Below are 25,869 nucleotides of genomic sequence, written 5' to 3' on the forward strand. Positions count from 1 at the left end.
CACCCGTTGTTCAAATCTGTTATCTGGCGGCACACTTATTCACCGCGTTCAGTGCGATCGAAAAAGCTCCCCAGCGTCCCCAACTCCCGGGTGCGAGGGATGGCGGGCAGACTCTTGATAAAGGTGGCGCCGTAGGGTTTGTTGACCATCCGTGGATCACAGATCACCAGCACGCCGTGATCACTGCGATCACGAATAAGCCGCCCCACCCCCTGTTTGAGTGCAATCACCGCCTTGGGCAACTGCAGCTCGGCGAAGGGATCGCCCCCCTTGAGCTTGCAATCATCCACCCGCGCCTTGAGCAGCGGATCATCCGGGCTGGCAAACGGCAGTTTGTCGATGATAACACACGACAACGCCGCCCCTCGCACGTCGATCCCCTCCCAAAAGCTGCTGGTCGCCACCAGCACGGCGCGGCCATTTTCGACAAACTCCTTGAGCAGCCGCTGCTTGTTGTCCTCCCCCTGCAGCAGCACGGTGCGGCCAATCTCCCGGCGCAGCACCTCGGCTACCTGACGCATCACCTGATGGCTGGTGCAGAGGAAGAAACAGCCTCCCGGCGTCTTGTTGATAAGCGGGATCATCAGATTGGCCAGCTGCTCGCCGCGACCAAAGGCGTTGGGCTCCGGCAGATAGCGGGGCACACAGAGCCGCGCCTGCTCGCCATAGTCGAACGGACTGTCGAGAATAAGCTCGGCGCTGCCCGCCAGCCCCAACTCAGCCTTGAAGTGATCAAAACGCATATCCACCGTCAGGGTGGCAGAGGTAAAGACCCAGGCCACCTCCGGCTTTTGCACCTCGGCACTGAATCGCTCGGCCACCGAGAGCGGCGTCAAATTGAGGGAAAAATGCAGTCGCGAGCAGTCATACCAGTAGGAGAAACCGGTCTGGTTGACCGCCAGCACCTCGCCAAGGCGGGTGCGCAGCTCGCAGATCCGCTCGAAAGCGTGATCGAGCTGTTCGCCACGGCCGAGCGCGAGTTTGAGCACCTCGTAGCAGAGCCCGATGGCGTCGTTGAGACGAGCCAACGCCTGGCCCCAGAGCGATTGGCGCAGCATGTCGCGGGTATTGCCGCGACCACCATCCACCCCGAAGGCGAGGCGCAGATCCTGACTGGCGATGGAGAGCCGGTCCGCCGCCTTGCCAAGCTGGGCCAGATCGTGGGCCTCGGCGCGATAGGCCAGCTGGATATCCTGCGCCAGATCCTGGATGGTGCGGCTGCCCACCGACTTGCCGAAGTAGTTGGTGGCGATCTCCGGCAGCTGATGCGCCTCATCAAAGACATAGACTTGCGCTTGGGGCACCAACTCGCCAAATCCGGTGTCTTTCACCGCCATATCGGCGAAGAAGAGGTGATGATTGATCACCACCACCTGGGCATCCATGGCGCGGCGGCGGGCCACAACCAGATGGCAATCGTCGTAATAGGGACAGTCGCGACCAAGGCAATTGTCGTTGGTGCTGGTGACGTGGGCGAGGATCTCGGCGTTCTCCTGCAGTCCCGGAATATCCCCCACATCGCCGTTATCGGTGGCGGTGGACCAGGATTTGACCTTCACCAGATCGTTCAGGACTTCAGGCTTTTGCAGATGGGATTCACTCAACAGCCGGTTCATTCGCTCGATGCAGAGATAGTTGCTGCGCCCCTTGAGCAGGGCCACCGGCGGGGTGTAGGAGAGCGCACCTGTGATGGTCGGGAGATCCCGATAGAAGAGCTGTTCCTGCAGGTTCTTGGAGCCGGTGCTGATCACCACCCGCTTGCCGGACTCCAGCGCTGGCACCAGATAGGCGTAGGTCTTGCCGGTACCGGTCCCCGCCTCCACCAGCAGACGGCCACCACTCTTGATGGCGCGCGCGACCGCTTCGGCCATCTCCAGTTGGGGAGCGCGGGCTTTGAAACCGTCGATATGGCTGGCCAGAGGGCCATCTGGCTTGAACAGGGTCTGGATGGTCAAAAGGGCGTCCCGCAGCAAAAGCGGCCATTATGCCAAAAGCTCGGCAAAAGCGGGACAGATAATCTGCCTAGACGAACAGATCGATCTGATGGTCGGGATCCGGCTTGTGATCGTCCTCTTCCGCCTTGGGCTGATCACGCTTGGCGGGCGTGCTATACGCCTGCTGACGCTGCTGGGAGTCACTGTTGTCAGTGCTGGTCTTGCGCAGCTGGTGCTTCTTGCTGATCTGGTTCACTTCCCGCTTGATCTCTTCGCTGCCGGGCGCGGCGGGCGCCCGGGGCAAAATGGGGAACAACAGGTCCTGGCTGGGCATGATGGCGACTCCTGCAAGGGGTTATTGTCTAGTTATCGACCAGAAAACCGTTTTCTCAACTTTAATCGATCAAATCACAATTTCGGGTTGCATTTTCTGTCAAGGCAGGTAGTTTAAATCAGGCGTCAACTACGACATCTTATTTTGCAAAGGATTGATTACATGAAGTTCACCAACCTGAAGACTCATCACCACCATCATCATCCCGACTAGTCTTTCAGGAGGTTGATTGCTGGAAGACACTTAACTGGTGACTTCCAAAAGGACCGCAAGATTCATAAACCCTCGGAAGCACACACTTCCGAGGGTTTTTTCGTTTTTGACTAGAAGGAAATCGAGCAAATGGAAGCACAACGTCTGCGTATCGCCATGCAAAAGTCCGGTCGTCTGAGCCAGGACTCCCAGGCCCTGTTCAAGAGCTGTGGCCTCAAGATCAACCTGCGCGAGCAGCGCCTCATCGCCCATGTCGAGAACATGCCCATCGATATCTTGCGGGTGCGCGATGACGACATCCCGGGTCTGGTGATGGAAGGGGTAGTCGACCTTGGCATCATCGGCGAGAACGTGCTGGAAGAGGTGCAGCTTATTCGTGCCTCACAGGGCCTGCCGTTCGAGGTCAAAACCCTCAAGCAGCTCGATTTTGGCGGCTGCCGCCTCTCGCTGGCGGTGCCGGAAGACGTCACCTACACAGGGCCACAGAGTCTGGCGGGCAAGCGTATCGCTACCTCCTACCCGGGGCTGCTCAAGCGCTTCTTTGATGAAAAGGGGCTTGGCTTCAAGAGCGTGATGCTGGGCGGCTCGGTAGAAGTAGCGCCCCGTGCGGGTCTGGCCGATGCCATCTGCGATCTGGTCTCCACCGGCGCGACCCTGGAAGCCAATGGCCTCAAAGAGGTAGAGGTGATCTACCGCTCCAAGGCAGTGCTGGTACAGGCCCCCAACCCCTTGTCTGATGCCAAACAGAAGCTCATCGACAAACTGCTGCCCCGCATTCAGGGGATGCAGCAGGCCCGCGAGAGCAAATACATCATGCTGCACGCCCCCAAAGACAAGCTCGATGCCATCACCGATCTGCTGCCGGGTGCCGAGCGCCCCACCATCATGCAACTGGCCGGTGACACCAATCAGGTGGCGCTGCACGTCGTCTCCAGCGAGACCCTGTTCTGGGAGACCATGGAGCAGCTCAAGGCCCTCGGTGCCAGCTCCATTCTGGTGCTGCCCATCGAAAAAATGATGGAATAAGGAAGGGACATCATGCAGACCCTGATCTGGAAGACCCTCTCCCCCGCCCAGCAGGCCGACGTGCTGACCCGGCCCGCCCTCAATGACGAGGCCGATATTGGCGCCGTAGTGCGGGATATCATCGCCGCGGTGCGTAGCCGTGGCGATGAGGCCCTGCGCGAGCTGAGCCAGCGCTTCGAGCGCGCCCCCCGTGAACAGCTGCGCGTTAGCGAGGCTGAAATTGAAGCCGCCTGCGCGCGGCTGGATAACGACATCAAAAGCGCCATCGAAGCGGCCATTACCAATATTCGCACCTTCCACGCCGCGCAAGTGCAACCGGTGGTGCGGGTAGAAACCCAGCCCGGGGTGGTGTGCGAGCTGCGCACCCAGCCCATCAGCCGGGTCGGCCTCTATGTGCCGGGCGGCAGTGCGCCGCTCCCCTCCACCGTGATGATGCTGGCCATTCCGGCTGCTATCGCCGGTTGCCGTGAAGTGGTGCTCTGCACCCCGTCCCCCGCCAGCGACGAGATCCTGTTTGCCGCTCGCGCCTGCGGGGTCGAGAAGGTGTTCGCCATCGGCGGCGCCCAGGCCATCGCCGCCATGGCGTACGGCACCGAAAGTATTCCCAAAGTGGACAAGATCTTCGGCCCGGGCAACGCCTATGTGACTGAAGCCAAGGGGCAGGTTTCCCGCGACTGGCGCGGCGCCGCCATCGACATGCCCGCCGGCCCCTCCGAGGTGCTGGTGATTGCTGACGAGAGCGCCAACCCGGCCTTCGTGGCGGCGGATCTGCTCTCTCAGGCCGAGCACGGCCCCGACAGCCAGGTGGTGCTGGTCACCACCTCGCCGCTGCTGGCCGATGCCATCGCAGGGGAAATAAAAAGCCAGCTGGCCAAGCTGAGCCGCCGCGATATCGCCGCCCAGGCGCTCGGCAGCAGTCTGGTGATCCTCTGTGACGATCTGGCCGAGGCGTGCGCCATCTCCAACGCCTACGCGCCGGAGCACCTGATTGTACAGACCCGCGCCCCACGCGACCTGCTGGATAAACTCGAGAACGCCGGTTCCATCTTCCTGGGAGCATGGACCCCCGAGTCGGTCGGCGATTACGCCAGCGGCACCAACCACACGCTGCCAACTTATGGCTATGCCCGTACCTGCTCCAGCCTGGGCCTTGCCGATTATCAGCGCCGCTACACGGTGCAGGAGCTGAGCGCCGAAGGTATTCGCGGCCTTGGCCCTATCGTCGAGCGCATCGCCCAGTCCGAAGGGCTCGATGGCCACAAGAACGCCGTCACCCTCAGGTTGAACGCCCTGGCCGCCGCGCCCCAACCAACAGCACAGCAAAAGGATTTGTCATGAGCATTGCCAATCTGGCACGCCGCGTGGTGCGGGCCCTCACCCCTTATCAATCCGCCCGCCGCATCGGCGGCAAGGGCCACGTCTGGCTCAACGCCAATGAGGCGCCGCAGGCCTATCCCTTCAGCATCGAGGGGAGCCGCCTCAACCGCTACCCCGAGTGCCAACCGGCCGAGGTGGTGAGCGGCTATGCCGCCTACGCCGGAGTCAACCCGGATCAGGTGCTGGTGAGCCGCGGCGCCGACGAGGCCATCGAGCTGCTTATTCGCACCTTCTGCGAAGCCGGTGAAGATCAGATCCTCATCTGCCCGCCTACCTACGGCATGTACGCCATCAGCGCCGAGACCTGTGGCGTTGGCATCGTCGAGCAGCCTCTGACCGCCAGCCGCCAGCCCGACTGGCCCTCTATCGCCGATCGCCTCGGCGATGTGAAGCTGGTGTTTCTCTGCTCCCCCAACAACCCCACCGGGGATCTGGTGGGTCGCGACGGCCTTATCGCTTTGCTGGAAAAAACCCGGGATCGCGCCATCGTGGTGGTGGACGAAGCCTATATCGAGTTCTGCCCCGAGGCGTCTGTGGTCGACCTGCTGGCCCGCTTCCCCAATCTGGTGGTGACCCGCACCCTCTCCAAGGCCTTTGCCCTGGCGGGGATCCGCTGCGGCTTTACGCTGGCAAGCCCAGAGGTGATCGCCATGCTGGCCAAGGTGATCGCCCCCTATCCCATCCCCGAGCCCATCGCCCAGATCGCGGCGCAGGCCCTCTCCCCCATGGGACTGGAGCTGATGCAGGAGCGAGTGGTGGAGCTCAACAAGCAAAAAGCCGCCTTCAAGGCCGCGCTCGGCGAACTTTCCTGCGTAAAAGAGGTATTCGAGGACAAGGGCAACTTCGTGCTGGTGCGCTTTGTGGATGGCGCCGCCGTCTTTGCTGCCATGAAGGCCGCCGGCATCATACTGCGGGATTTCTCGACCAAACCCGGCCTTGATAACAGCATTCGCGTCACCATCGGCTATCAGGGCGAGATGGATGCCGTGCTGGCGGTACTGCGTGATCTGCCCTCTCCCACTTTGTAAGACAAGGATGTAGCGATGAAGACCCCGTTTTTGTTTATCGACCGCGACGGCACCCTGATTGAAGAGCCGGTGACCGACAAGCAGGTGGATAGCCTCGCCAAGCTGCGCTTCGAGCCCATGGTCATTCCGGTGCTGCGCGAGTTGCAGGCCGCTGGCTACGTGCTGGTGATGGTCACCAACCAGGATGGGCTGGGCACCGCCAGCCTGCCGCTGGAGAACTTCCAGCCACCCCACGACCTGATGATGCACCTGTTTGAATCGCAAGGGGTGAAGTGGGAGCAGGTGGTGATCTGCCCGCACTTCCCGACCGACGGCTGCAGCTGCCGCAAGCCCCACCTCGGGTTGGTGAAGGAGTACCTTGCCTCGGGCCGTATCGACTTTGCCAACTCCTTCGTGATTGGTGATCGCCAGACCGATCTGCAGCTGGCCGACAACATGGGCATTGGCGGTATTCGCTATCACCCGCAGGATCACGACTGGCTCGCCATCCGTGATCAGCTGCTCGCTGTTCTTAGTCCAGATAAGGGCCGCGTAGCCTCGGTGGAGCGCAATACCAAAGAGACTCGCATTCAGGTAGCAGTGGACCTCGACCCTTCTGCCACAAACAAGAGCGGTGGCAACCAGATCGCCACCGGCATCGGCTTCTTTGATCACATGCTGGATCAGATTGCCACCCACGCCGGTTTCCAGCTCAAGCTGAACGTCAGCGGCGATCTGCATATCGACGATCACCACACGGTGGAAGATGTGGGGCTGGCGCTGGGTCAGGCACTGCGTCAGGCCCTTGGCAACAAGCGCGGTATCGGCCGCTTCGGCTTTGTGCTGGCGATGGACGAGGTGCAGGCCGTGATCGATGCGCGCCCGCTGACCGAGCAGGAGGTGAGCACAGCGCTGGACTTGAGCGGTCGCCCCTACTTCGTGTTTGACTGCCCGAGCGGCTTTGGCCGCGACAATGTGGGCGAGATGGCCACCGAGATGGTGCCCCACTTCTTCCGCTCGCTGTCGGACGCTATGGCCATCACATTGCAGATGAAGGTGGGCAGCGGCAATACCCACCATCAGGTGGAGGCGCTGTTCAAAGGCTTTGGCCGCGCCCTGCGTCAGGCAATTCGGGTGGAAGGGAGTGACCTCCCCTCCAGCAAGGGAGTGCTGTGATGGATGTGAGCAAGCAGAAGCTGGTCATCATTGACACTGGCTGCGCCAATCTGGCCTCGGTCAGGATGGCATTCGAACGCCTCGGCGTGACGCCGCTGGTCTCCAGCCAGGCGGCCGATATCGAGCAGGCCGACAAGCTGATCCTGCCCGGCGTCGGCACCGCGGTGGCCGCCATGAAGAACCTCAACGAGCGGGGGCTGGTGCCCCTTATTCGCGCCGCCAAACAGCCGCTGCTGGGCTTTTGCCTCGGCATGCAGATGCTGGCAGAGGCCTCCGAAGAGAGCATGGGCACAGAGGGTTCGCCAGATACGCTTATCGACTGCCTTGGCATAGTACCGGGCAAGATCCGGCTGATGGAAGTCGGTAATCTGCGCCTGCCCCATATGGGCTGGAACCAGATTGAGCATGACGAGACCCATCCTCTGCTCAAGGGGATCCCGAGCGGCAGCTACTTCTACTTCGTTCACTCCTATGCGCTGGAGGTGACCGACGCGACGCTAGCGACCTGTGACTACGGCACGCCTTTTACCGCCATCGTGGGCGGGGTTGGTGAGCGCAGCAACTTCTTTGGCGCCCAATTCCACCCGGAGCGCTCCGGCGCAGCCGGTGCCCGTCTACTGAAGAACTTTTTGGAGCTGTAACAAGGATGATTATCCCAGCCATTGATCTGATTAACGGCCAAGTCGTGAGGCTCTATCAGGGTGACTACGACCAGAAGACCGAATACAGCAGCAGCCCGCAGGCCCGCTTCGATGAATATGTCTCCCAGGGGGCGGTGCAGCTCCATCTGGTAGATCTGGACGGCGCCAAGGATGCCAGGGCACGCCAGCTGCCCCTGCTGACCCAACTGCTGTCGGCCACCGAAGCACCGGTGCAGGTCGGTGGCGGCGTGCGCACGGAGCAGGATGTGGCCGATCTGCTGGCCGCCGGTGCCAGCCGGGTGGTGATTGGCTCGACCGCCGTCAAATCCCCGGAGCTGGTAGCCAGCTGGATGGAAAAATATGGCCCCGAGCAGATCGTGCTAGCGCTGGACGTCAATATCGATGCCCAGGGCAATCGCCATATCGCGGTGGCAGGCTGGCAGGAGAACAGCGGCGTGACCATCGAGGCGCTGATCGAGCGCTTCCTCCCCGCCGGGCTCAAGCATGTGCTCTGCACCGACATCAGCCGTGACGGCACCCTGGCTGGCACCAACGTCGAGCTCTATGGGGATCTCTGCGCCCGCTACCCGAGCGTCGCCTTTCAGGCCTCTGGCGGCATTGGCGGCATCGCGGATATCGAGGCGCTCAAAGGCTCCGGCGTCAAGGGGATCATCCTTGGCCGCGCCCTGCTGGAGGGCAAGTTCTCGGTAGGTGACGCCATCGCCTGCTGGGGGAATGGCAGCCAGGAATAAGCCAGCTGAAGCCGTCGCCATCAGGACGTTGATTGAGAAGAGGCTCCCTGCCAGACCATCCGGCCGGAAGCCTCTCCATCAAGGGGTAGATCGCGCCAAGTCCCTACCCATTGGTAACAATTGACTCTACACTCGAACTCATTGCGACACTGTCACGGAGCGCTTATGTTCACATCTCACTCCGCCACCATCCTGATTGTCGATGATTCTCCCGAGAATCTGATGGTGTTGACCGACCTGCTCTCTCCCACCTATCGGGTGCTGGCCGCTCAGAGCGGAGAGAAGTGCTTGCGCATTGCCAACAGCAAAACCGTGCCCGATCTCATCTTGCTGGATGTGATGATGCCGGGCATGGATGGCTATGACGTCCTCAAACAGTTGCACGCCAACCCGCAGACCAGCACCATTCCCGTGGTGTTGCTGACCGCCCTGGCCGATCCCCGGAGCGAGGAGTTCGGTCTCTCTCTCGGGGCCGCCGACTACATCACCAAACCCATCAAACCGACCATCGTCCAGGCACGGGTACGTACCCAGCTGGATGCCAAGCGGGCCCGTGACGGGCTGCAGGATCAAAATGCCGCGCTGGAAGCGGAAGTGGCCCGCCGGATGACCGAGAATGATCTTATCCAGCAGGTCTCCATTCGGGCGCTGGCTCATCTGGCAGAAATCCGCGACCCCGAGACCGGCAACCACATACTGCGCACCCAGGGCTACGTGCGGCAACTGGCTTGTGCGCTGGCCAGTCACCCCCGCTTTAGCGATACCCTGACGCCTCGTTACATCGATCTGCTGAGTCGCTCGGCCCCTCTGCACGACATCGGCAAGGTGGGGATTCCCGATCACATTCTGCGCAAGCCCGGCAAGTTGACCGCAGAGGAGTGGGACGTCATGCGCACTCACGCCAAACTCGGCAGCGACGCCATCGAGCAGGCAGAACAAGACATAGAGCAACCTCTGGCATTCCTCACCCTGGCCAAGGAGATTGCCCACTGGCACCACGAGAAGTGGGACGGCAGCGGTTACCCCGATGGACTGAAGGAGGATGCCATTCCCCTCTCGGCAAGATTGATGGCGCTGGCTGACGTTTTCGATGCCCTCATCAATGTCCGCGTCTACAAACCCGCCATGCCTTATGAGGAGGCCAGGACCCTGATCCTCTCGGGGAGCGGCCAACATTTCGATCCGGATGTGGTGGCGGCGTTTGACAGCCATTTCGAGCAATTTGTCGCCATCGCCGAGCGCTATCAGGATGACAGTGAGGCGACGCATGGCTAAACAGCCTCCGTTTACCCGCGCCCATGTCCTCAATGTGGTACTCACCTATGCTGCGGTGGCCAGCCTGTGGATCCTGCTCTCTGACAAGGCGGTGGAGTTACTGTTTCGCTCACCGGCCCAGTTTGCCCTGGCCAGCACCCTCAAGGGCTGGCTGTTTATTCTGATTACGGCGTTCATGCTCTATGCCATGCTGCGCCGACGTATCGATCAACCCACGGTGAGCAGCCGCCTCTCCAGACGCCAACTGCGCCCCTTTATCCTGCTCAACAGCTTGATCATGGTACTGACCGGCATGGCCATCGCCCAGAATCTGGGACAGACCCGGGACAAGGAGGTTGCCCTTATCGAGGCTATCGCCGATCTTAAAAGCACACGCATTACCGAATGGCTCGAAAACCGGGAACAAGATGCCCGCCAGCTCATTGAAAACCCGCTTTACACCGGACTGCTTTCCCGCGCTGACAGCCCGGCCGGACGTCAGCAATTGCAGGAACGCCTCATTGAGTTTGTCTCCTTGCGCGGATTTGATGGCGCCACCCTGTTTGGACCGGATCAACAGCGGTTGCTCAGCACTCCGTTAGCCGGTGACATGACCCCTCCTTTGCGCGAGGCGCTCAAGGGACTTGAAGCCGGCAAGATCCTGCGGGTAGGCCCCTATCTCGATGCCCGGTCACAGCCCAGGCTCGACTTTGTCGCACCGTTGCCCGCCGGTACGGGCCCTCTCTCCTTCATCGTGCTGCAGACCAACGGCAGCGACTGGATCAACCAGATCCTCAGAAGCTGGCCCATTCCCGACAGCAGCGGTGAAGCCATGCTATTTCGCCAGCACGGCGAACAGGTGCAATATCTCAACGATGTTCGCTACCGGCCCGGCTCGGCGCTCACCCTGCAACTGCCGCTGCAGCAAAAGGAGCTGCTGGCCGCCCAGTTTTTGCGCCAGCATGACAAAACGGGCGGTCCCCGGCTCTTCTTTGGCAAGGACTACCGTGATATCGCGGTATTTGGCACCATCACCGGGGTGGTTGGCACCGACTGGTATCTGCTGGCCAAGATAGACAGATCCGAGCTCAATCAGTCCGCCCTCCGGGAGAGCATCTGGATTGTGTTGACTGGCCTGCTGGTGCTCTTCATCGCCAACACCGGCATCATTTTGTTGCGTCAGCATACACAGCTGCAAATCGCCGAGCAGGTACGCCACTCCCAGGCGGGTCGATTGCAGGCACTGCAACTGCTCTCCGCCATTGCCGACAGTTCGGAAGATGCCATCTTCGCCAAGGATAAGGAGGGCAAATACATCCTGTTCAATCGGGCTGCTTGCCAGTTTGTGGGCAAGTCACCCGAAGAGATCCTGGGACAGGATGACCTGGCCATCTTTCCCCCCGAACAGGCACAGATGCTGATGGAGCTGGGACGCCAGGTGATCGCCAGCAACAAGGTCGAAACGCGGGAAGAGTACCTGACCCTGCCAAGCGGTGACCGGGTATTTCTCGCCACCAAGGGACCACTGCAAGGCAGCGATGGCGAGGTGATCGGCATCTTCGGCATCTCCCGCGACATCACCGACTTCAAGCGCGCCGAAGCCGGATTGCAGGAGCGGGAGGGGCTGTTTCGCGCGCTGGTGGAGCAATCTCTCGCTGGGATCTACATCATTCAGCGGGGAGAGCTTAGCTATATCAATCCGGGCTTTGCCCGTCTGTTTGGCTACCCCTCCACCCACGCCCTGCTCAGGGTGGGGACCCTGCCCGCCCTGATCAGCCCGAAAGACAGCGCCAGAGTGGCGGAACAACTGCAGCACTGCGAGCAGGAGGAGTGCGAGATCCACACCCGCTTCACCGCGCTGCATCACGATCAGCAGAACATAGAGGTAGAGCTCTACGGACGGCATGTGGACTACCGCGGCCAGCCCGCCGTACTCGGCCTGTTGCTGGATGTGACCGAGCGGGAGCAAGTCGAGCAGGCGCTGACCCGACAGGCCATGGAGCTGCGTCAGCAGAACAGCGAACTGGAGCGTTTCAACCGGGTGATGGTGGACAGGGAGCTGGCCATGCTGGCACTCAAACATCAGATCAATGAGTTGTCACGCCAGATCGGACAGCAACCACCCTATCCACAGGCACCACCGCCCCCCGAGGAGTCCCTATGATGCAGTGGCTCGGCGCATGGCAAAAACGAGGGTCTCGGCAACAGTGGGGAGCATGCCTACTGGCTCTGCTGCTGCCACTGTTGATGCTGCAGCTCAGGATCCAGCTGCCCATCGCCTTTGGCGAGCGGCCCCTGCTGGTGCTGTTCATGCTACCCATCATTGTCTGTGCCCTGCTCGGCGGCCTGCTGCCGGGTCTGCTCAGCACCCTGGTGACGGCCCTGATCACCACCTACTACGTGCTGCCGCCGCTGCATCAGCTCGCCATCGGCATGGGACAGGATCTGGTGCAATGGGGGATCCTGATTGCCAACGGTGTCCTCATCAGTCTGCTCAGTGCCGCCATGCACAACTCGCGGGCCAGAGAGATCCAGCGCTGGCAGGAGTTGCTGAGTACCCAGTCCCGCCTGCAGCAGAGTGAAACCCGTTTCCAGGCGACCTTCGAGCAAGCCGCAGTGGGCATCGCCCTCGTCTCTCCCGATGGCAAGTGGCTGCGGGTCAACCAGCGTTTGTGCGACATGGTGGGCTATCAGGCCGACGAGTTGATGAACATGACGTTTCAGCAGGTCACTCATCCGGACGATCTGTTCATCGACCAGTCCTATGTGGCCCAGATGCTGGCGGGGAAACGCCCCCACTACACCCTGGAGAAGCGCTACCTGCGCAAGGGCGGCGAGGTACTCTGGGTCACCCTGACAGTGGCGCTGGTCAGGGATCTCAACGGCGAGCCAGACTATTTCATCTCCATCATCGAGGATAATCAGCAGAGCAAGGAGACCGAAGAGGCCCTGCGCCGCAACGAGGTGATCTTGCGTGAATCCCAGCACCTGGCCAAGATAGGCAACTGGCGCTGGCACATTGCCGACGATACCCATTTCTGGTCGCAGGAGATCTACCGCATCTATGGCCGAGATCCCGCGCTGCCGCCAGCCATCTATCCGGAAGTGAAAAAGTATTTCAGTCAGGAAGGATGGCGCGCTATTTCCCAGGCCGTAGAACGCTGCCTGCAAGACGGTCAGCCCTACGAGTGCGACGCCGAGGTGCTCCACGAGCACGAAGGATCTGTCTGGATCATTGCCCGGGGAGCGGCGCTGCGCAACAGTGACGGCACCATCGTCGAGCTGTATGGCACCGTGCAGGACATCACCGAGCGCAAGCTGGCCGAGCAGCAGTTGCTGCATAATCAGCAACTGGCGCTCGATACCCAGCGCCGTGCCCGTCTGGCGGCGCTGAATCTGATGGATGATGCCATCAGCGCCCGTATCAAGGCCGAAAGTACCAGCGCCGCCCTGCGGGAAAGCGAACAGCGGCTGCTGATGGCGCAGGAAGGGGCCCATGCAGGTATCTGGGAGTGGGAGATCCCGAGCGGCAGGATCTTCTTCTCGGCCGAATGCGCCCGTCTCTATGGCCGCAGCGTGGAACAACTCGGCCATTTCAATGACTGGCAAGCCTGTCTGCATCCCGATGATCAACCCCGCATCGCCGCGCTGTTGGCCCAACTGCCCCAACCGCCCCGCCCGCTGGATCTCGAATTTCGTATTTTGCTGCCAGATGGCAGCGTACGCTGGATCAGCAGCAAGGGCAGCGTCTATCGGGATGCACAACAGCAACCGCTACGCCTGCTGGGCATACACCTAGACATCACCGAGCGCAAACAGGCCGAGCAACAGTTGCGCCAGCTCTCGCTGGCGCTGGAGCAGAGCCCTGACGGCGTTTTTATCACCGATATCGACTCTCGCATCGAGTATGTCAATGCCGCCTTCCTTGCCGCCAGCGGCTATCAGAAGAGCGAAGTGATAGGCCAGACCCCCTCTCTGCTGCGATCGGGGCTCACCCCGCAGGCGACCTATGTGGCCCTGTGGGATGCCATCAAGCATGGTCAGCGCTGGCACGGTGAGTTTATCAACCGACGCAAGGACGGCTCCCACTATCAGGTGCTGGCCACCGTCTCCCCCATCCGTCAGGAGAACGGCGAGATCAGCCACTTTGTCACCGTGCAGGCCGACATCACGGAGAAAAAACAGCTCGGCGAGGAGCTGGATCAATACCGCTACCATCTGGAAGAGATGGTCAATGAGCGCACCTTGCAGCTGGCGCAGGCTCACCAACGCGCGGAGAGTGCCAACCGCGCCAAGAGTGCCTTCCTTGCCAACATGAGTCACGAAATTCGCACCCCCATGAATGCCATCCTGGGTCTCACCTACCTGCTCAAGCGAGATACCCCCGACGGCACCCAGCATGAACGGCTGGAAAAAATCGACAACGCCGCCCAACACCTGCTCAGCATCATCAATGACATCCTGGATCTCTCCAAGATAGACGCGGGCAAACTGGCGCTGGAGCTGGACGATTTCTCCCTCACAGCCATGCTGGACAACGTCAGTGCCCTGATGAGCGAGCAGGCCAGAGCCAAGGGGCTCACCATCATCATCGACATCGGTGACACCCCCGCCTGGGTTCATGGCGATATCACCCGACTGCGCCAGGCACTGCTCAACTATGCCGCCAACGCCATCAAGTTTACCGAGCAGGGGTCAATCACCCTGCGAGTGCGGGTACAGCAACCGCTGCCAAGCGGCTATCTGCTGCGCTTTGAAGTGGAGGATACCGGCATCGGTATCAGCAAGGAGCAACGGAAAAAGCTGTTTCAGGCCTTCGAGCAGGCCGATGTCTCCACCACCCGCAAATACGGCGGTACCGGACTCGGGCTCGCCATTACCAGTCGGCTAGCCGCCCTGATGGGGGGCGAGGTGGGTGTCAGCAGCACACCGGGCAAGGGCAGCCTCTTCTGGTTTACTGCCCGGCTGTCCCCGGGGCGCGGTGAGCCACAACAACCCGCCCCCCTTGAGCAGACGGTGCAACAGACGATCTATTTTGCCAACCATGCGAGGGTGTTGCTGGTGGAGGACAACGCCATCAACCGCGAGGTGGTTCTGGAGCTGCTCAACAACAGCGGGCTGGTGATTGAAACCGCAGTCAATGGTCAGGAAGCACTGGAACGTGTCAGCCAGCACCCTTTCGATCTCATCCTGATGGACATCCAGATGCCGCTGATGGATGGCTACAGTGCCACCCGTGCCATCCGGGCCCTGCTAGGCTGGGACAAGGTGCCTATTCTGGCACTCACCGCCAGCGCCTATGAAGAAGATCGCAAGGCGTGCGAGGCGGCAGGCATGAATGACTTTATCGCCAAGCCCGTGACCCCGGCCAAACTGTTCGAGGCGCTGCGGCTCTGGTTGCCCGCGGCCGCCTCACCCCTTCAAGAGACTCGACAAGCGGCCAGCGACCCCCTGCTGCCCCCGCTCGTCAGGCTGCAGAGCTTGCCGGGGATGGATCTCGCCGCCGGACTCGCCAGCCTGCAGGGCAATCAGCCGAAATACCTCGCCTTGTTGCGCCATTTCACGCTGGAACACAGCCAGGATATGGCGCAATTGACCCGGTTGCTGCAAGCACAGGATCAACAGGCTGCCCGCCGACTGGTGCACACATTGCGCGGCGTTGCCGGTACCCTGGGGCTGACGACGCTGGCCGACCTTGCTTTGCAGCTCGAACATGCCCTTGCCCGGTCTCCCGACACCCGGGGTGAGCTGATGGCGCAGATCTCTTCGCTACTAGCCCAACTGACCCGGCAACTGGGGGATGTAGAAACCGAACCTGCCAAGGCCGCCTCTCCGGCCAGTCACCATCAGCAGCAACAGTGGTTGCGCCAGATGGAAGGACTGCTGCTGCAAAGCGACACGGCCGTTATCCCCCTGTTCGAACAGCATGCCGACAGCCTGCTGGTAAGCCTGGGCCCCAAAGGCCCCTTGCTGGCAAGGCAACTGCGAGGCTTCGACTTCGATGCGGCCCTGCTGACCCTGCGCGCCCTCCACGGCGACGATGTGACGGCCAAGGTGACCAGTGGCCGCCCATCCGGGACGACAAAGAGGGATAAAGGGTTGAATCACTGAATAAAGTCATGCATATAGTGGTGGTTCCCCCGGCAAGCACGCACCTCAAACCGCGTCTTTTTCCACAACGGATCCCGCTGTGAAAGCATGTCATTGGCGTTACCCGCCTGACCTGGAAGTCAGTCGGCAAACATGATGTTTTAACCGTGCGTTACATGGAGCAACGAGCATGTTGTCAAAGCGTATTATCCCCTGTCTCGACGTCAAAGATGGCGTGGTGGTCAAGGGAGTGCAATTTCGAAATCATGAGGTGATGGGCGGCATTGTCGAGCTGGCGCGCCGCTACGCCGAGGAGGGGGCTGACGAGCTGGTGTTCTATGACATCACCGCCTCCAGCGACGAGCGGGTGGTAGACAAGAGCTGGGTAAGCCGGGTGGCGGAGGTGATCGATATTCCCTTCTGCGTCGCCGGTGGCATCAAAAGCGTGGAGGATGCCCGCCAGATCCTCGAATTTGGTGCCGACAAGGTCTCCATCAACTCCCCGGCGCTGGCCGATCCGACCCTCATCAGCCGGTTGGCCGAGCGCTTTGGCGTGCAGTGTGTGGTAGTGGGGATCGACTCCTACTTCGATGCCGAAACGGGCCACTATCAGGTCAAACAGTTTACCGGTGACGAGAGCCGCACCCGCACCACCGCCTGGCACACCCTCGACTGGGTGCAGGAGGTGCAAAAACGCGGCGCGGGCGAAATCGTGCTGAACGTGATGAATCAGGACGGCATGCGCCAGGGTTATGATCTCGAGCAGCTCAAACTGGTGCGCAGCGTCTGCAAGGTGCCGCTGATTGCCTCCGGCGGCGCCGGTGCCATGGAGCACTTTCGCGATGCCTTTACCCTCGCCGATGTGGACGGAGCGCTGGCCGCCTCGGTGTTCCACAAGGGCCTTATCCCCATTCCCGAATTGAAACGCTGGCTGAAAAATGAAGGAGTCGCCATCCGTGAATAATCAAGAGATTGCAAACCAGATCCCGCTCGTGGAGCGGCTCGACTGGGCTAAGTGCAAATGCGCCATGATCCCCCGCCCTGAGTGCCGGTCTGATAATAGAGGAGCCGATTCCCGTGCATAATTCCAGCTCATTAATTAAACAGCTCGACTGGGCTAAGTGCGACGGCATGATCCCCGCCATCGTCCAGCACGCCGCCAGCGGCGAGGTGCTGATGCAGGGCTTTATGACCCGCGAGGCGCTGGAAAAGACCCTGGCTACCGGTCAGGTCACCTTCTTTAGCCGCAGCAAACAGCGGCTCTGGACCAAGGGTGAAAGCTCGGGCAATGTGCTCAAACTCGTGGCCATCAGCACCGACTGCGATCAGGACTCCCTGCTGATCGCCGCCAACCCCGTCGGCCCCACCTGCCACAAGGGGACAACCTCCTGCTTCCATGGTCACCCGGTGCCGCCCCTCGGTTTTCTGGCTGAACTGGAGCAGGTGCTGGCCGCCCGCAAAGGGGCCGATCCGGCCACCAGCTACACCGCCAGCCTCTACGGTAAAGGCACCAAGCGCATCGCCCAGAAGGTCGGTGAAGAAGGTGTCGAGGTAGCGCTGGCCGCCATGGCCAAGGATCGGGAGGAGCTCATTAACGAATCCGCCGATCTGCTCTACCACCTGACCGTGCTGCTGCAAAACGAAGGACTGGGATTACAGGATGTGGTGCAGCGACTTTATGAGCGGCATAATAAATAAACTGATAATAAAGCCGGGATTTCCCGGTTTTATTTAGTCAAGATGTACAGCCAGCTCGACTAAGTTCTTATAGGTTGTTAAACGTCGTTCCAATAGTGATAATTCTTTTTCTACCAAAAGAGAACTCTCTTTCACAGTTAAATCCCGCCTTCTTTTGGAGTACTCTCTCGCTAACGAATTAAATTGATAAGAATACCCACTATCAGAATTCGGATGAACAATGCTATTGTAAGACATAATTAATAGCTCCCTTAAAGATATTAAATGCTCGGCATCTCTGAATGGATTAATATATCGTTCATTATCAGACACATCAATGTAGTAACCTATAGCACTCCTAGCCTTTATAAAACACTGAAAGTATTGTTCTCCATACTCATTTGTAAGTGCATTAAACCCTTTCAGCTTAGGATGATTATCTGTCGTAGGCATTTTGCCATCCGCTACAGCACGATAATCTTCATTGTTTTTCTCGCATAGAGAGAACAGATAGACAAGAAAAATCAGATTTAGTGTGCAACCTTCGTAATTAACGATGGAAGCGATCGTTCTATCAAGCACTTGTTCTGTTTTTCTTAAACTCAATAAAAAATGATCACAGACAGCTGTCAATATATTTACCAATACTTGGCTATCCGTTATCTCTGGCCATACATTAACATGTTCAAGCTGCAATTTTTTATCTGATATTGCCTGCTGAATGAACTCTCGCCGAGAGATACTGCCTAACGTAAATCGTCTATGGAAAAATCGCCCAAGATAGCTTTCTGCATCGAAACCTTCGCCATAAATGACCTTGATGGCATGCTGTAACTGCTCAGTATCTGTTGCCAGTACAAATACTACACCCTGAATATCAAAGATATGCTTGATGGTCTCCAGCATCTCTACCGCATAAGAGGGGCGACAGCGATCCAGTTCATCAATCAAAATAAAAGCAGGATAATCCAGCTTTCCTTTACCTAAAACAACAGCGCCTGCCACCCATTGCAGTATCTCTTGTTTAAGATACTGAATAGATTCATAACGCTCCTTCTGATTGCTACATAACGCATCGACCAGCTGATTGGCATCCTCCCCTTCCAGAGAAAAATCCTCATCCTCCAAACCTGCTTTTTTGATTGCCGCTTTCAGCACCAGTTTGCCACCGACCTTAAATAATCCCAGTAGCCGCTGACGCATTCCTTCTGGAATCGGGTTTTCTTTTCCCGCAATCATTTTTAACTGGTCGATAATCGACGAAATAACCGTCAATAAGGGATCATCAGAAAAGTCCTGCTGCCAGGCATCGATATAGACGGTGGGATAGTGCGCTTTCAGCTCCATATACCAGCGCTTGATAAACCAGGTTTTTCCCGCCCCCCACTCGGCATTGAGGTTAAGCACATAGTTGCGCTGCTTGCCTTCGGCGGCAAGGTAGTTGGTCAGAAATTCGGCATAGCGGGCGCGATCCAGCCGATCACCGGCCAACTCCTCCACCACACCGTCAATGGCCCCCGGCCCGTCCCACTGAACTGCGTCATCCCATTTAAACGGTGCCACTGCCATCTCCTACCTCCCCATGTTGCGTTGCAAGGGATGATATCAGGGACACAGTGAAAACAGTTTGATTAAAGACCTGTTTGTTGCCCTTTGTGCCACTCGGGCTGGTGCATTTGAGTGCCGGTCAACTTCTCTGCTGATGGCCCACGATGCCGGGCCGATATAAGGGGAAGGGAGATCAGAATAGCCACGGACTCAGCTGATTTCTTTTGACCTCACCAGCGATGACAACCGTGTGACATGGCGCAGAAGCTGCGGAAATAATCGCGAAATATGTGAGGATCAGTGCTTAATTTAAAGCAGTTGATACAGATTGGCCCCGTATACAACCGACCCGGAACAATGACCAAGGATGGCCAGCCCCATGAAGGATGAACCCTTCTCTACCCGATTGCAGCATGAGCTGGATCACCTCAGGTCCGTCTTTAACGAGATGGGCGCTTACCTCTTTACCAAGGATCTGGATGGCCGTTACACCTATGCCAATCAGGCGGTGCTGGATCTCTTTGGCTGTACTCTCGATGAGCTGCAAGGCCAGGATGACACGTCTTTTTTTTCCTTTGAGGAATCCAACGCTATTCAGCAAAACGATCGACAGGTGCTGGATCAGCAGATCGCCATCGCCCGGGAAGAGGTCAACTATCTCAAACCCACAGGTGAGAAACGAGTCTACTGGACCGTAAAGAAGCCCATGTATGACAGGGATGGCACGCTGATCGGCCTGTGCGGCATCTCCACCGATATCACCGAGCACAAGCTGATCGAGACGCGTTTGGCAGAACAGCACAAGTTGCTGGAGATAGTCCTCGCCAACGTCGATGCCCATATCTATATGAAGGACAGCCTGCACCACTTTCTCTACGTCAATCAGAAAGTGTGTGGCCTGCTCGGTCTGCCTGCCGAGCAGATCATCAACCGGCGCGATGACGAGGTGATCCCGGCGGCCAGCGCGTGCCAACTGTGGCGGTTGGACAACCGGGTCTTCGAAACCGGTGAGCTGCAAGCCGGGGAAGAGACGCTGACCGATAGCGAGGGCAATCAGCACTACTACTGGTCGGTCAAGGTGCCCTTTTTGCTGGCCGATGGCACCCCGACCCTGATCGGCATCTCCTCTGACATTACCGAACTGCACCAGCTCAAGGAGCAACTCCACCAGCAGTCGGTGCGCGATGGCCTTACCGGCCTCTACAACCGCCGTTTCTTCTTCGAGATGTGCGAGAAGAACCTCAGCCTGAACATCCGCCACCACCTCAGCTCGGTGCTGATGGTGCTGGATGTGGATCAGTTCAAGTGCATCAATGATCGCTACGGTCACCCGCTAGGGGATCAGGCGCTGGTCCATCTGGGCAAGGTGATGCTGTCGGTGCTGCGCAGCGAGGATGTGCTGGCCCGGATCGGCGGCGACGAATTTGCCATCTTGCTGCCCAACACCACGCTGTCGGCGGCAACCTGTCTGGCCGAACGGTTGCGCCAGCAAGTGATGCAAAGTCCGCTCCCCCTGCCAAATGGCGATGTGCTCATCATGACCATCAGCGCCGGTCTGGTGGAAAATAGCGAGGGGGAGCTGATGGAGAGCCTCTACGCCCGCGCCGATCAGCTGCTCTATCAGGCCAAGCAGACTGGCCGCAATTGCGTTGCCTGCAAGGCAGGCTAGCCAAACGACGGGAGGGCCTGCGACCCTCCATTCTCCTGCTGTTCTCCCTCACATCGATGGGCCCCGCTGGCGCTGTCACGGAGCTTGTTGAGCGCTATCCCAGCTGTTTGCGCAGCACAAACTTTTGCACCTTGCCGGTAGAGGTTTTCGGCAAGGGGGTGAAGATGATGCGCTTGGGGGCCTTGAAGTGGGCCATCTGCTCGCGGCAAAAGGCTATCAGCTCCGCCTGGGTGGTTTCTCGCCCCTCTTTCAGTTTCACGAAGGCGCAGGGCACCTCTCCCCATGTCTCATCGGGCATGGCGATCACCGCCGCTTCGTCAACATCGGGATGGCGATAGAGCACATCTTCCACCTCCAGACTGGAGATATTCTCGCCACCGGAGATGATGATGTCCTTGGATCTGTCCTTGATCTCCACATAGCCATCCGGGTGCCACACCGCCAGATCACCGCTGCGAAACCACCCCTCCGCCATCGCCTCGGCGCTGGCCGCGGGATTTTTCAGATAGCCCTTCATCACCACATTGCCGCGCAGCACGATTTCGCCCATGGATTTGCCATCTTTGGCCACCGATTCGCCGCTGACCGGATGAACCACCCGCATCTCCCCCTGCAGAGGGGATGCGACGCCCTGCCGTGCCTTGAGACGCGACAGCGTTGTTGCATCCTGTCCTTGCCAGCTTCTTTGCGGTTCGCACAACACGCAGGGGCCATAGGTTTCGGTCAGGCCATAGACGTGGGTCACGGCGATCCCCATCGCCTCCATGCCGGCAATCACGGTGGCGGGCGGCGCAGCGCCGGCAGTCATCACCTTGATGGGGTGATCCAGCCCCTGCTTGAGCGCCGGATCGGCATTGTTGAGCATATTGAGCACGATGGGCGCCGCGCAAAAGTGGCTCACCTTGTGCTCGTGCAGCGCGTCATAAATAGCGGCCGCCTGCACATGGCGCAGGCAGACACTCACCCCAGCGGTGGCCGCCAGCGTCCAGGGGAAGCACCAGCCGTTGCAGTGAAACATCGGCAGCGTCCAGAGATAGACGGGGTGTTTGGGCAGCTCCCAGGAGAGCACATTGTTGATGGCGTTGAGGTGGGCACCGCGATGGTGATAGACCACCCCCTTGGGATTGCCGGTGGTGCCGGAGGTGTAGTTAAGGGAGATAGCCTGCCACTCATCCTCTGGTAACCAGCCGGGCTCATCGCCGTTACCAGTGGCCATAAAGGCCTCATAGGTCAGTTCGCTGACAAGCGCCCCTTCCCGGTAGAGGGGATCGTCGATGGCGATGACCAACGGTTGGCTCTCCAGCAGATCCAGCGCCTTGCGCACCACAGGGCCAAACTCCCTGTCCACCAGCACCACCTTGCTCTGGGCATGCTGGAAGATAAAGGCCATCGACTCGGCATCGAGCCGGGTATTGATGGTGTTGAGCACGGCGCCGCTCATCGGCACCCCGAAGTGCGCTTCAAACATCGCCGGAATATTGGGCGCAACGATGGAGACGGTATCCCCCTCCCCGATGCCGCTAAGCCGCAGGGCCGAGGCAAGCTGACGGCAACGGCGGGCGGTCTCGCCCCAGCTCTGGCGCAGCGAACCGTGGATCAGCGCCGGATAGTCGGAATAGACCCGCTCCACCCGCCCCAAAAAGCTGATGGGGGTCAGGGCCTCGAAATTGGCGGCGGTTTTGGCAAGGTCACGCTCATAGATATTCTGCACTGTCATCAGGTTCCTTCCTCACGGGTGGCACACAACGGGCTGTTTCGGGATCATTCAGAGATCAACAAGCGACATGGGCATCCTGCCCGTCGCTGGTCTCTTATGGGGATGACAGCCTAACAGTGAGCCTGTGGCGGCAGGTATTAGCAAAACGTCTTAGAGGGGGGGTAGCCTCCCGTCAAACGGGCCCCCCGCTCTTCGTTGCAAACAAATATTTCATTACGGGAAAGCGTGCCATTTTTTTCACAGGCTGTTTTTGGCGAATAGCGAAAACTGACGACACCTGATTATTATTGAATCAAAAACGTCTTATCTGATATTTCATTCATCTCGAAGCACACTATTTTCATGATTTTTATTTAAGGCCAGTTACGTAGGTCGTGAACTGAAATAATTATTGCATAATGCTGTTCATTTAATACCAGCTGTCAAACTTGTGACAAATATATTCTGTGAGCCATCCCATAAAGCGAGCACTGCGCCATGTTCATCCCACCGCGCACGGGTTACGGTTACAGCGTGAAACAATCTACCGGATGTTCAATATCAGGCCAGATTTCTCGCCAATCACTACGCAATCCACAGTGAATTTGCGTATTCGAGATATATGACGCAGAAACCCTATCGACCCGATATTCCGCCGAGCCCAAACCTGCTTTATCAAGGAGCATTTTATGTGTGCCGTGCCGAATACCAAGCCACGCAGACAATTCCCCACTGCGTTTACTATTCTGTTTCTTATTATGTTGCTGGCCATCGCGCTGACCTGGATAATTCCGGCGGGCGCCTATGCCAAACTCTCTTATAATCCGGCCAGTGAAAGCCTGATGGTCAATAGCCCACAGGGTGACATTAGCCGCATACCCGCCACTCAGGACGCGTTGGCAAAACTCAATATCAATATTGCGGTGGAACAATTTACCAACGGAACCATCCGCAAACCCATCGCCATTCCCGGCACCTATGCCCGGTTGGAGCAGGCACCCAAGGGGCTCGGTGACGTGGCGGTCAGCATGGTCAAGGGCACCATCGAGGGGGCGGATATTATCGTCTTCATTCTGGTGCTGGGGGGGCTGATCGGCGTCATCAACAAGACCGGTGCCTTCAGTGCAGGGCTGGTCGCCCTCTCACACAAGACCCGGGGCAACGAGTTCCTGTTTGTGGCGCTGGTCTGCTTGGTGATGGCGCTGGGAGGCACCACCTGCGGACTGGAGGAAGAGGCGGTCGCCTTCTACCCCATACTAGTGCCCATCTTTCTGGCGCTCGGCTATGACTCCATCGTCTGCGTAGGGGCCATCTTCCTCGCCGCCTCCATGGGCACCACCTTCTCCACCATCAACCCCTTCTCGGTGGTGATCGCCTCCAACGCCGCCGGCATTCCCTTTACCGAGGGACTGATCTTTCGCGCCGTTGGCTGTCTGGTGGGCACCCTGGTGGTGATCGGTTATCTCTACTGGTATTGCAAGAAGATCAAGGCCAACCCGGCCTTCTCCTACACCTATGAGGACAGAGGGAGCTTTCGCGCCCGTTTTCTCAAAGAGGGCTCTATGGACGAAGGGGTGCCCTTCACCCTGCGCCGCAAGATCATTCTGACCCTGTTTATCCTCGCCTTCCCGCTGATGGTGTGGGGCGTCTCCATGGCGGGTTGGTGGTTCCCGCAGATGGCGGCCTCCTTCCTGACCATCGCCATCATCATCATTTTTATCTCGGGTCTCAAAGAGAAAGAGGCGGTCGAGGCCTTCACTCAGGGGGCGTCGGAGCTGGTGGCGGTCTCGCTTATCATCGGGCTGGCACGGGGGGTCAATCTGGTGCTGGATCAGGGGATGATCTCGGACACCATTCTGGCATACGCCTCCGATCTGGTCTCCGGCATGCACGGCGCCGTGTTCGCGGTGGCACAGATGTTGGTGTTCACCCTCTTGGGGCTGGTGGTGCCCTCCTCGTCGGGGCTGGCGGTGCTCTCCATGCCCATCATGGCGCCGCTGGCGGATACCGTGATGATCCCGCGCTATATCGTGGTGTCGGCCTACAACTGGGGGCAATACGCCATGCTGTTCCTGGCCCCCACCGGACTGGTGCTGGTCACTCTGCAGATGCTCGGCATCCAGTTCAACAAGTGGGTCAAGTTCGTGCTGCCCATGGTGGGCTTTGTGTTGGGATTTGGCGCCCTGATGCTGGTAGCGCAAGTGATGATGGCCTGATAGGCCAGCTGACGCGGTAATACATGAGTGACAACACCCCGTGCCTGGCGCGGGGTGTTTTTATTCAGCTTTAGTGGCGTACCCGCCCCTGCTGGCGGAAGCAGTAGAGTTTGAGGCTGATGTCAGCGATATCGGCGGGAAGCTCCTCTCCCTGCTCAGCTAGGGGCCGGTAGAGGGATGAGAGCAGACGTTCGGCCTGCTGCGCCGTGATGATGTTGGCCTGGATGGCCGGGGTGATCCAGCTGGGTAACATTGACATATCTCCCCCTCGTTGATCCGGTGACCTCGGCGAACATCTTCATATCAGGTCTTACGCGGCTGTCTGCCAACCCGTTCACCCTTGCCTGCCACTTAATCAAAGCAAAATGCTTGCCGTAATCTCTTATCGGCATCTGCTCAAGGGGGCTATAGCCATTTATCAACCAGTTGGCGCCGATCCCGGACCACTGATATCCGCTTTCATGGCAAATGCCTGACCAACAGTCGTCAGCATTTTGCCGCTCTTGCCTTCTGCCCGCGAATGTCATTGCAAAATGCGACTCGAATTGCTCCTTGTTGCACTAACAGAGCCCGCCACGCGCCGGAAACTGGTCACTTTCAGCGCATTGTCGCCAAAGCCAGACACTTTTTCTGGGTGGCTATTTTTTGACCTTGCCAGCAGTTGTCGCAGAGCCGCCCCCCTCGCCTTGTCCGGCCAACCGGTTATGACAAGATGGCACCAGATTGGAACAGCCCGTATGGGTATGCAGGAGAACCATAAAATGAACAGATCCATGATGGCCGGTATCGGTATTGGCATCGCCTCGGCCCTGGCGCTCTCGGCGGCAGCCAGTGGCTCCCTCTTTACGCCACAGCCCACCTTTGCCGAGGTGATCGCCAGCAAGCCGATCACCGAGACCATCAAGACCCCCAGACAGGAGTGTCGCAATGTCACCGTGACTCACCGCAAGCCGGTACAGGATGAGCACAAGATCCTCGGCACCGTGGTCGGCGCGGCGCTGGGTGGCGTGGTCGGCCACCAGTTTGGCGGCGGCAGCGGCAAGAAGGGGGAACCGCAGAATTCGGAAAAAATCGTACGCTAAGCTAACGGTGTTCTCGTGACAGCTCTTTGACTAGGCTTTCTAAGGCCATTCTGATAGCCCTGACTTCCTGAAAAGCCATGGCTAAAATTTGTGCGGCTAAAAGGGATAACCGATGGTAAAGTAAGTTATCCCTGTCGAGATACTGAAAAGCGTTATCCTCGTTTTTCCCAAAACTGT

18 protein-coding genes, 1 pseudogene and 1 other annotated feature are annotated in these 25,869 nt (G+C 58.9%); of the genes and pseudogenes, 14 read left to right on the top strand and 5 right to left on the bottom strand.

What is annotated here, in order from left to right; genetic code table 11:
* Window positions 1-35: 35 nt before the first annotated feature.
* Both PG888_RS07390 and PG888_RS07395 read right to left on the bottom strand, forming a co-directional pair.
* On the bottom strand, window positions 36-1,955 hold the full coding sequence (locus PG888_RS07390; protein WP_182939661.1) for an ATP-dependent DNA helicase: 1,920 nt from the start codon (window positions 1,953-1,955) through the stop codon (window positions 36-38).
* 67 nt (window positions 1,956-2,022) lie between these two features.
* Window positions 2,023-2,268 (bottom strand): hypothetical protein, encoded by a 246-nt coding sequence (locus tag PG888_RS07395; RefSeq protein ID WP_075113349.1) that lies wholly within the window; start codon window positions 2,266-2,268, stop codon window positions 2,023-2,025.
* A gap of 188 nt (window positions 2,269-2,456) precedes the next feature.
* Window positions 2,457-2,585, top strand: a sequence feature (His leader region).
* A gap of 25 nt (window positions 2,586-2,610) precedes the next feature.
* Between PG888_RS07395 and hisG the strand changes: the two genes are divergently transcribed.
* The 11 genes from hisG to hisIE all read left to right on the top strand — a co-directional run bounded on the left by hisG (window position 2,611) and on the right by hisIE (window position 17,502).
* Entirely contained in the window at window positions 2,611-3,507 is an 897-nt protein-coding gene (gene hisG, locus PG888_RS07400) for an ATP phosphoribosyltransferase (protein ID WP_182939660.1), read from the top strand.
* 12 nt (window positions 3,508-3,519) lie between these two features.
* Window positions 3,520-4,845, top strand: a complete 1,326-nt coding sequence (gene hisD, locus PG888_RS07405) for a histidinol dehydrogenase (RefSeq protein ID WP_182939659.1) — start codon at window positions 3,520-3,522, stop codon at window positions 4,843-4,845.
* Window positions 4,842-5,912: a histidinol-phosphate transaminase gene (gene hisC / locus PG888_RS07410; RefSeq protein WP_182939658.1), complete on the top strand. Its 1,071-nt coding sequence runs from the start codon at window positions 4,842-4,844 to the stop codon at window positions 5,910-5,912. The genes hisD and hisC overlap by 4 nt, the downstream gene beginning before the upstream one ends.
* A 15-nt stretch (window positions 5,913-5,927) precedes the next feature.
* The gene (hisB, locus tag PG888_RS07415; RefSeq protein WP_182939657.1) at window positions 5,928-7,067 is read left to right on the top strand and encodes a bifunctional histidinol-phosphatase/imidazoleglycerol-phosphate dehydratase HisB; all 1,140 of its coding nucleotides are present in this window, start codon (window positions 5,928-5,930) and stop codon (window positions 7,065-7,067) included.
* The gene (hisH, locus tag PG888_RS07420) at window positions 7,067-7,708 is read left to right on the top strand and encodes an imidazole glycerol phosphate synthase subunit HisH (RefSeq protein WP_182939656.1); all 642 of its coding nucleotides are present in this window, start codon (window positions 7,067-7,069) and stop codon (window positions 7,706-7,708) included. Before hisB ends, hisH begins: the two co-directional genes overlap by 1 nt.
* 5 nt (window positions 7,709-7,713) lie before the next feature.
* Window positions 7,714-8,460 carry a 1-(5-phosphoribosyl)-5-[(5-phosphoribosylamino)methylideneamino]imidazole-4-carboxamide isomerase gene (gene hisA, locus PG888_RS07425; RefSeq protein ID WP_182939655.1) on the top strand — a complete coding sequence of 249 codons (747 nt, stop codon included), beginning with the start codon at window positions 7,714-7,716 and terminating at the stop codon, window positions 8,458-8,460.
* A gap of 165 nt (window positions 8,461-8,625) precedes the next feature.
* Window positions 8,626-9,735 carry a response regulator gene (locus tag PG888_RS07430; RefSeq protein WP_182939654.1) on the top strand — a complete coding sequence of 370 codons (1,110 nt, stop codon included), beginning with the start codon at window positions 8,626-8,628 and terminating at the stop codon, window positions 9,733-9,735.
* Window positions 9,728-11,878, top strand: coding sequence for a PAS domain-containing protein (locus tag PG888_RS07435; RefSeq protein WP_182939653.1), 2,151 nt, complete (start codon window positions 9,728-9,730; stop codon window positions 11,876-11,878). Before PG888_RS07430 ends, PG888_RS07435 begins: the two co-directional genes overlap by 8 nt.
* Window positions 11,878-15,825 (top strand): PAS domain S-box protein, encoded by a 3,948-nt coding sequence (locus PG888_RS07440; protein WP_182939742.1) that lies wholly within the window; start codon window positions 11,878-11,880, stop codon window positions 15,823-15,825. The genes PG888_RS07435 and PG888_RS07440 overlap by 1 nt, the downstream gene beginning before the upstream one ends.
* A 169-nt stretch (window positions 15,826-15,994) precedes the next feature.
* The gene (gene hisF, locus PG888_RS07445; RefSeq protein WP_042655750.1) at window positions 15,995-16,768 is read left to right on the top strand and encodes an imidazole glycerol phosphate synthase subunit HisF; all 774 of its coding nucleotides are present in this window, start codon (window positions 15,995-15,997) and stop codon (window positions 16,766-16,768) included.
* 113 nt (window positions 16,769-16,881) lie between these two features.
* Window positions 16,882-17,502 carry a bifunctional phosphoribosyl-AMP cyclohydrolase/phosphoribosyl-ATP diphosphatase HisIE gene (hisIE, locus tag PG888_RS07450; RefSeq protein WP_269475378.1) on the top strand — a complete coding sequence of 207 codons (621 nt, stop codon included), beginning with the start codon at window positions 16,882-16,884 and terminating at the stop codon, window positions 17,500-17,502.
* A 33-nt stretch (window positions 17,503-17,535) separates the two neighbouring features.
* Here the strand turns inward: hisIE and PG888_RS07455 are convergent, their stop codons facing one another.
* Complete coding sequence (locus tag PG888_RS07455; protein ID WP_182939652.1) at window positions 17,536-19,050, bottom strand: KAP family P-loop NTPase fold protein; 1,515 nt, start codon at window positions 19,048-19,050, stop codon at window positions 17,536-17,538.
* Between the two features lie 358 nt (window positions 19,051-19,408).
* Between PG888_RS07455 and PG888_RS07460 the strand changes: the two genes are divergently transcribed.
* The gene (locus PG888_RS07460) at window positions 19,409-20,698 is read left to right on the top strand and encodes a sensor domain-containing diguanylate cyclase (protein WP_182939651.1); all 1,290 of its coding nucleotides are present in this window, start codon (window positions 19,409-19,411) and stop codon (window positions 20,696-20,698) included.
* Window positions 20,699-20,792: 94 nt separating this feature from the next.
* Here the strand turns inward: PG888_RS07460 and PG888_RS07465 are convergent, their stop codons facing one another.
* Entirely contained in the window at window positions 20,793-22,415 is a 1,623-nt protein-coding gene (locus PG888_RS07465; RefSeq protein ID WP_182939650.1) for an acyl-CoA synthetase, read from the bottom strand.
* Window positions 22,416-23,083: 668 nt separating this feature from the next.
* Between PG888_RS07465 and PG888_RS07470 the strand changes: the two genes are divergently transcribed.
* Window positions 23,084-24,610 (top strand): YfcC family protein, encoded by a 1,527-nt coding sequence (locus PG888_RS07470; protein ID WP_182939649.1) that lies wholly within the window; start codon window positions 23,084-23,086, stop codon window positions 24,608-24,610.
* 70 nt (window positions 24,611-24,680) lie between these two features.
* On the opposite strand, the gene PG888_RS07475 is transcribed toward PG888_RS07470, so the two are convergent.
* Window positions 24,681-24,869, bottom strand: a complete 189-nt coding sequence (locus tag PG888_RS07475) for a hypothetical protein (RefSeq protein WP_040069812.1) — start codon at window positions 24,867-24,869, stop codon at window positions 24,681-24,683.
* Between the two features lie 502 nt (window positions 24,870-25,371).
* Between PG888_RS07475 and PG888_RS07480 the strand changes: the two are divergent.
* Window positions 25,372-25,656, top strand: a pseudogene (locus PG888_RS07480) (glycine zipper 2TM domain-containing protein); the annotation flags it as partial.
* Window positions 25,657-25,869: the final 213 nt, after the last annotated feature.

The organism is Aeromonas sp. QDB23 (genome assembly GCF_027707745.1).
Taxonomy (GTDB): domain Bacteria; phylum Pseudomonadota; class Gammaproteobacteria; order Enterobacterales; family Aeromonadaceae; genus Aeromonas; species Aeromonas allosaccharophila.

Coding starts and splice junctions, on each gene's coding strand:
- PG888_RS07465 (WP_182939650.1), bottom strand. CDS start 22,415: ATGACAGTGCAGAATATCTATGAGCGTGACCTTGCCAAAACCGCCGCC.
- hisB (WP_182939657.1), top strand. CDS start 5,928: ATGAAGACCCCGTTTTTGTTTATCGACCGCGACGGCACCCTGATTGAA.
- hisC (WP_182939658.1), top strand. CDS start 4,842: ATGAGCATTGCCAATCTGGCACGCCGCGTGGTGCGGGCCCTCACCCCT.
- PG888_RS07430 (WP_182939654.1), top strand. CDS start 8,626: ATGTTCACATCTCACTCCGCCACCATCCTGATTGTCGATGATTCTCCC.
- PG888_RS07455 (WP_182939652.1), bottom strand. CDS start 19,050: ATGGCAGTGGCACCGTTTAAATGGGATGACGCAGTTCAGTGGGACGGG.
- PG888_RS07470 (WP_182939649.1), top strand. CDS start 23,084: ATGTGTGCCGTGCCGAATACCAAGCCACGCAGACAATTCCCCACTGCG.
- PG888_RS07395 (WP_075113349.1), bottom strand. CDS start 2,268: ATGCCCAGCCAGGACCTGTTGTTCCCCATTTTGCCCCGGGCGCCCGCC.
- hisF (WP_042655750.1), top strand. CDS start 15,995: ATGTTGTCAAAGCGTATTATCCCCTGTCTCGACGTCAAAGATGGCGTG.
- hisG (WP_182939660.1), top strand. CDS start 2,611: ATGGAAGCACAACGTCTGCGTATCGCCATGCAAAAGTCCGGTCGTCTG.
- PG888_RS07460 (WP_182939651.1), top strand. CDS start 19,409: ATGAAGGATGAACCCTTCTCTACCCGATTGCAGCATGAGCTGGATCAC.
- hisD (WP_182939659.1), top strand. CDS start 3,520: ATGCAGACCCTGATCTGGAAGACCCTCTCCCCCGCCCAGCAGGCCGAC.
- PG888_RS07475 (WP_040069812.1), bottom strand. CDS start 24,869: ATGTCAATGTTACCCAGCTGGATCACCCCGGCCATCCAGGCCAACATC.
- PG888_RS07440 (WP_182939742.1), top strand. CDS start 11,878: ATGCAGTGGCTCGGCGCATGGCAAAAACGAGGGTCTCGGCAACAGTGG.
- hisH (WP_182939656.1), top strand. CDS start 7,067: ATGGATGTGAGCAAGCAGAAGCTGGTCATCATTGACACTGGCTGCGCC.
- PG888_RS07435 (WP_182939653.1), top strand. CDS start 9,728: ATGGCTAAACAGCCTCCGTTTACCCGCGCCCATGTCCTCAATGTGGTA.
- hisA (WP_182939655.1), top strand. CDS start 7,714: ATGATTATCCCAGCCATTGATCTGATTAACGGCCAAGTCGTGAGGCTC.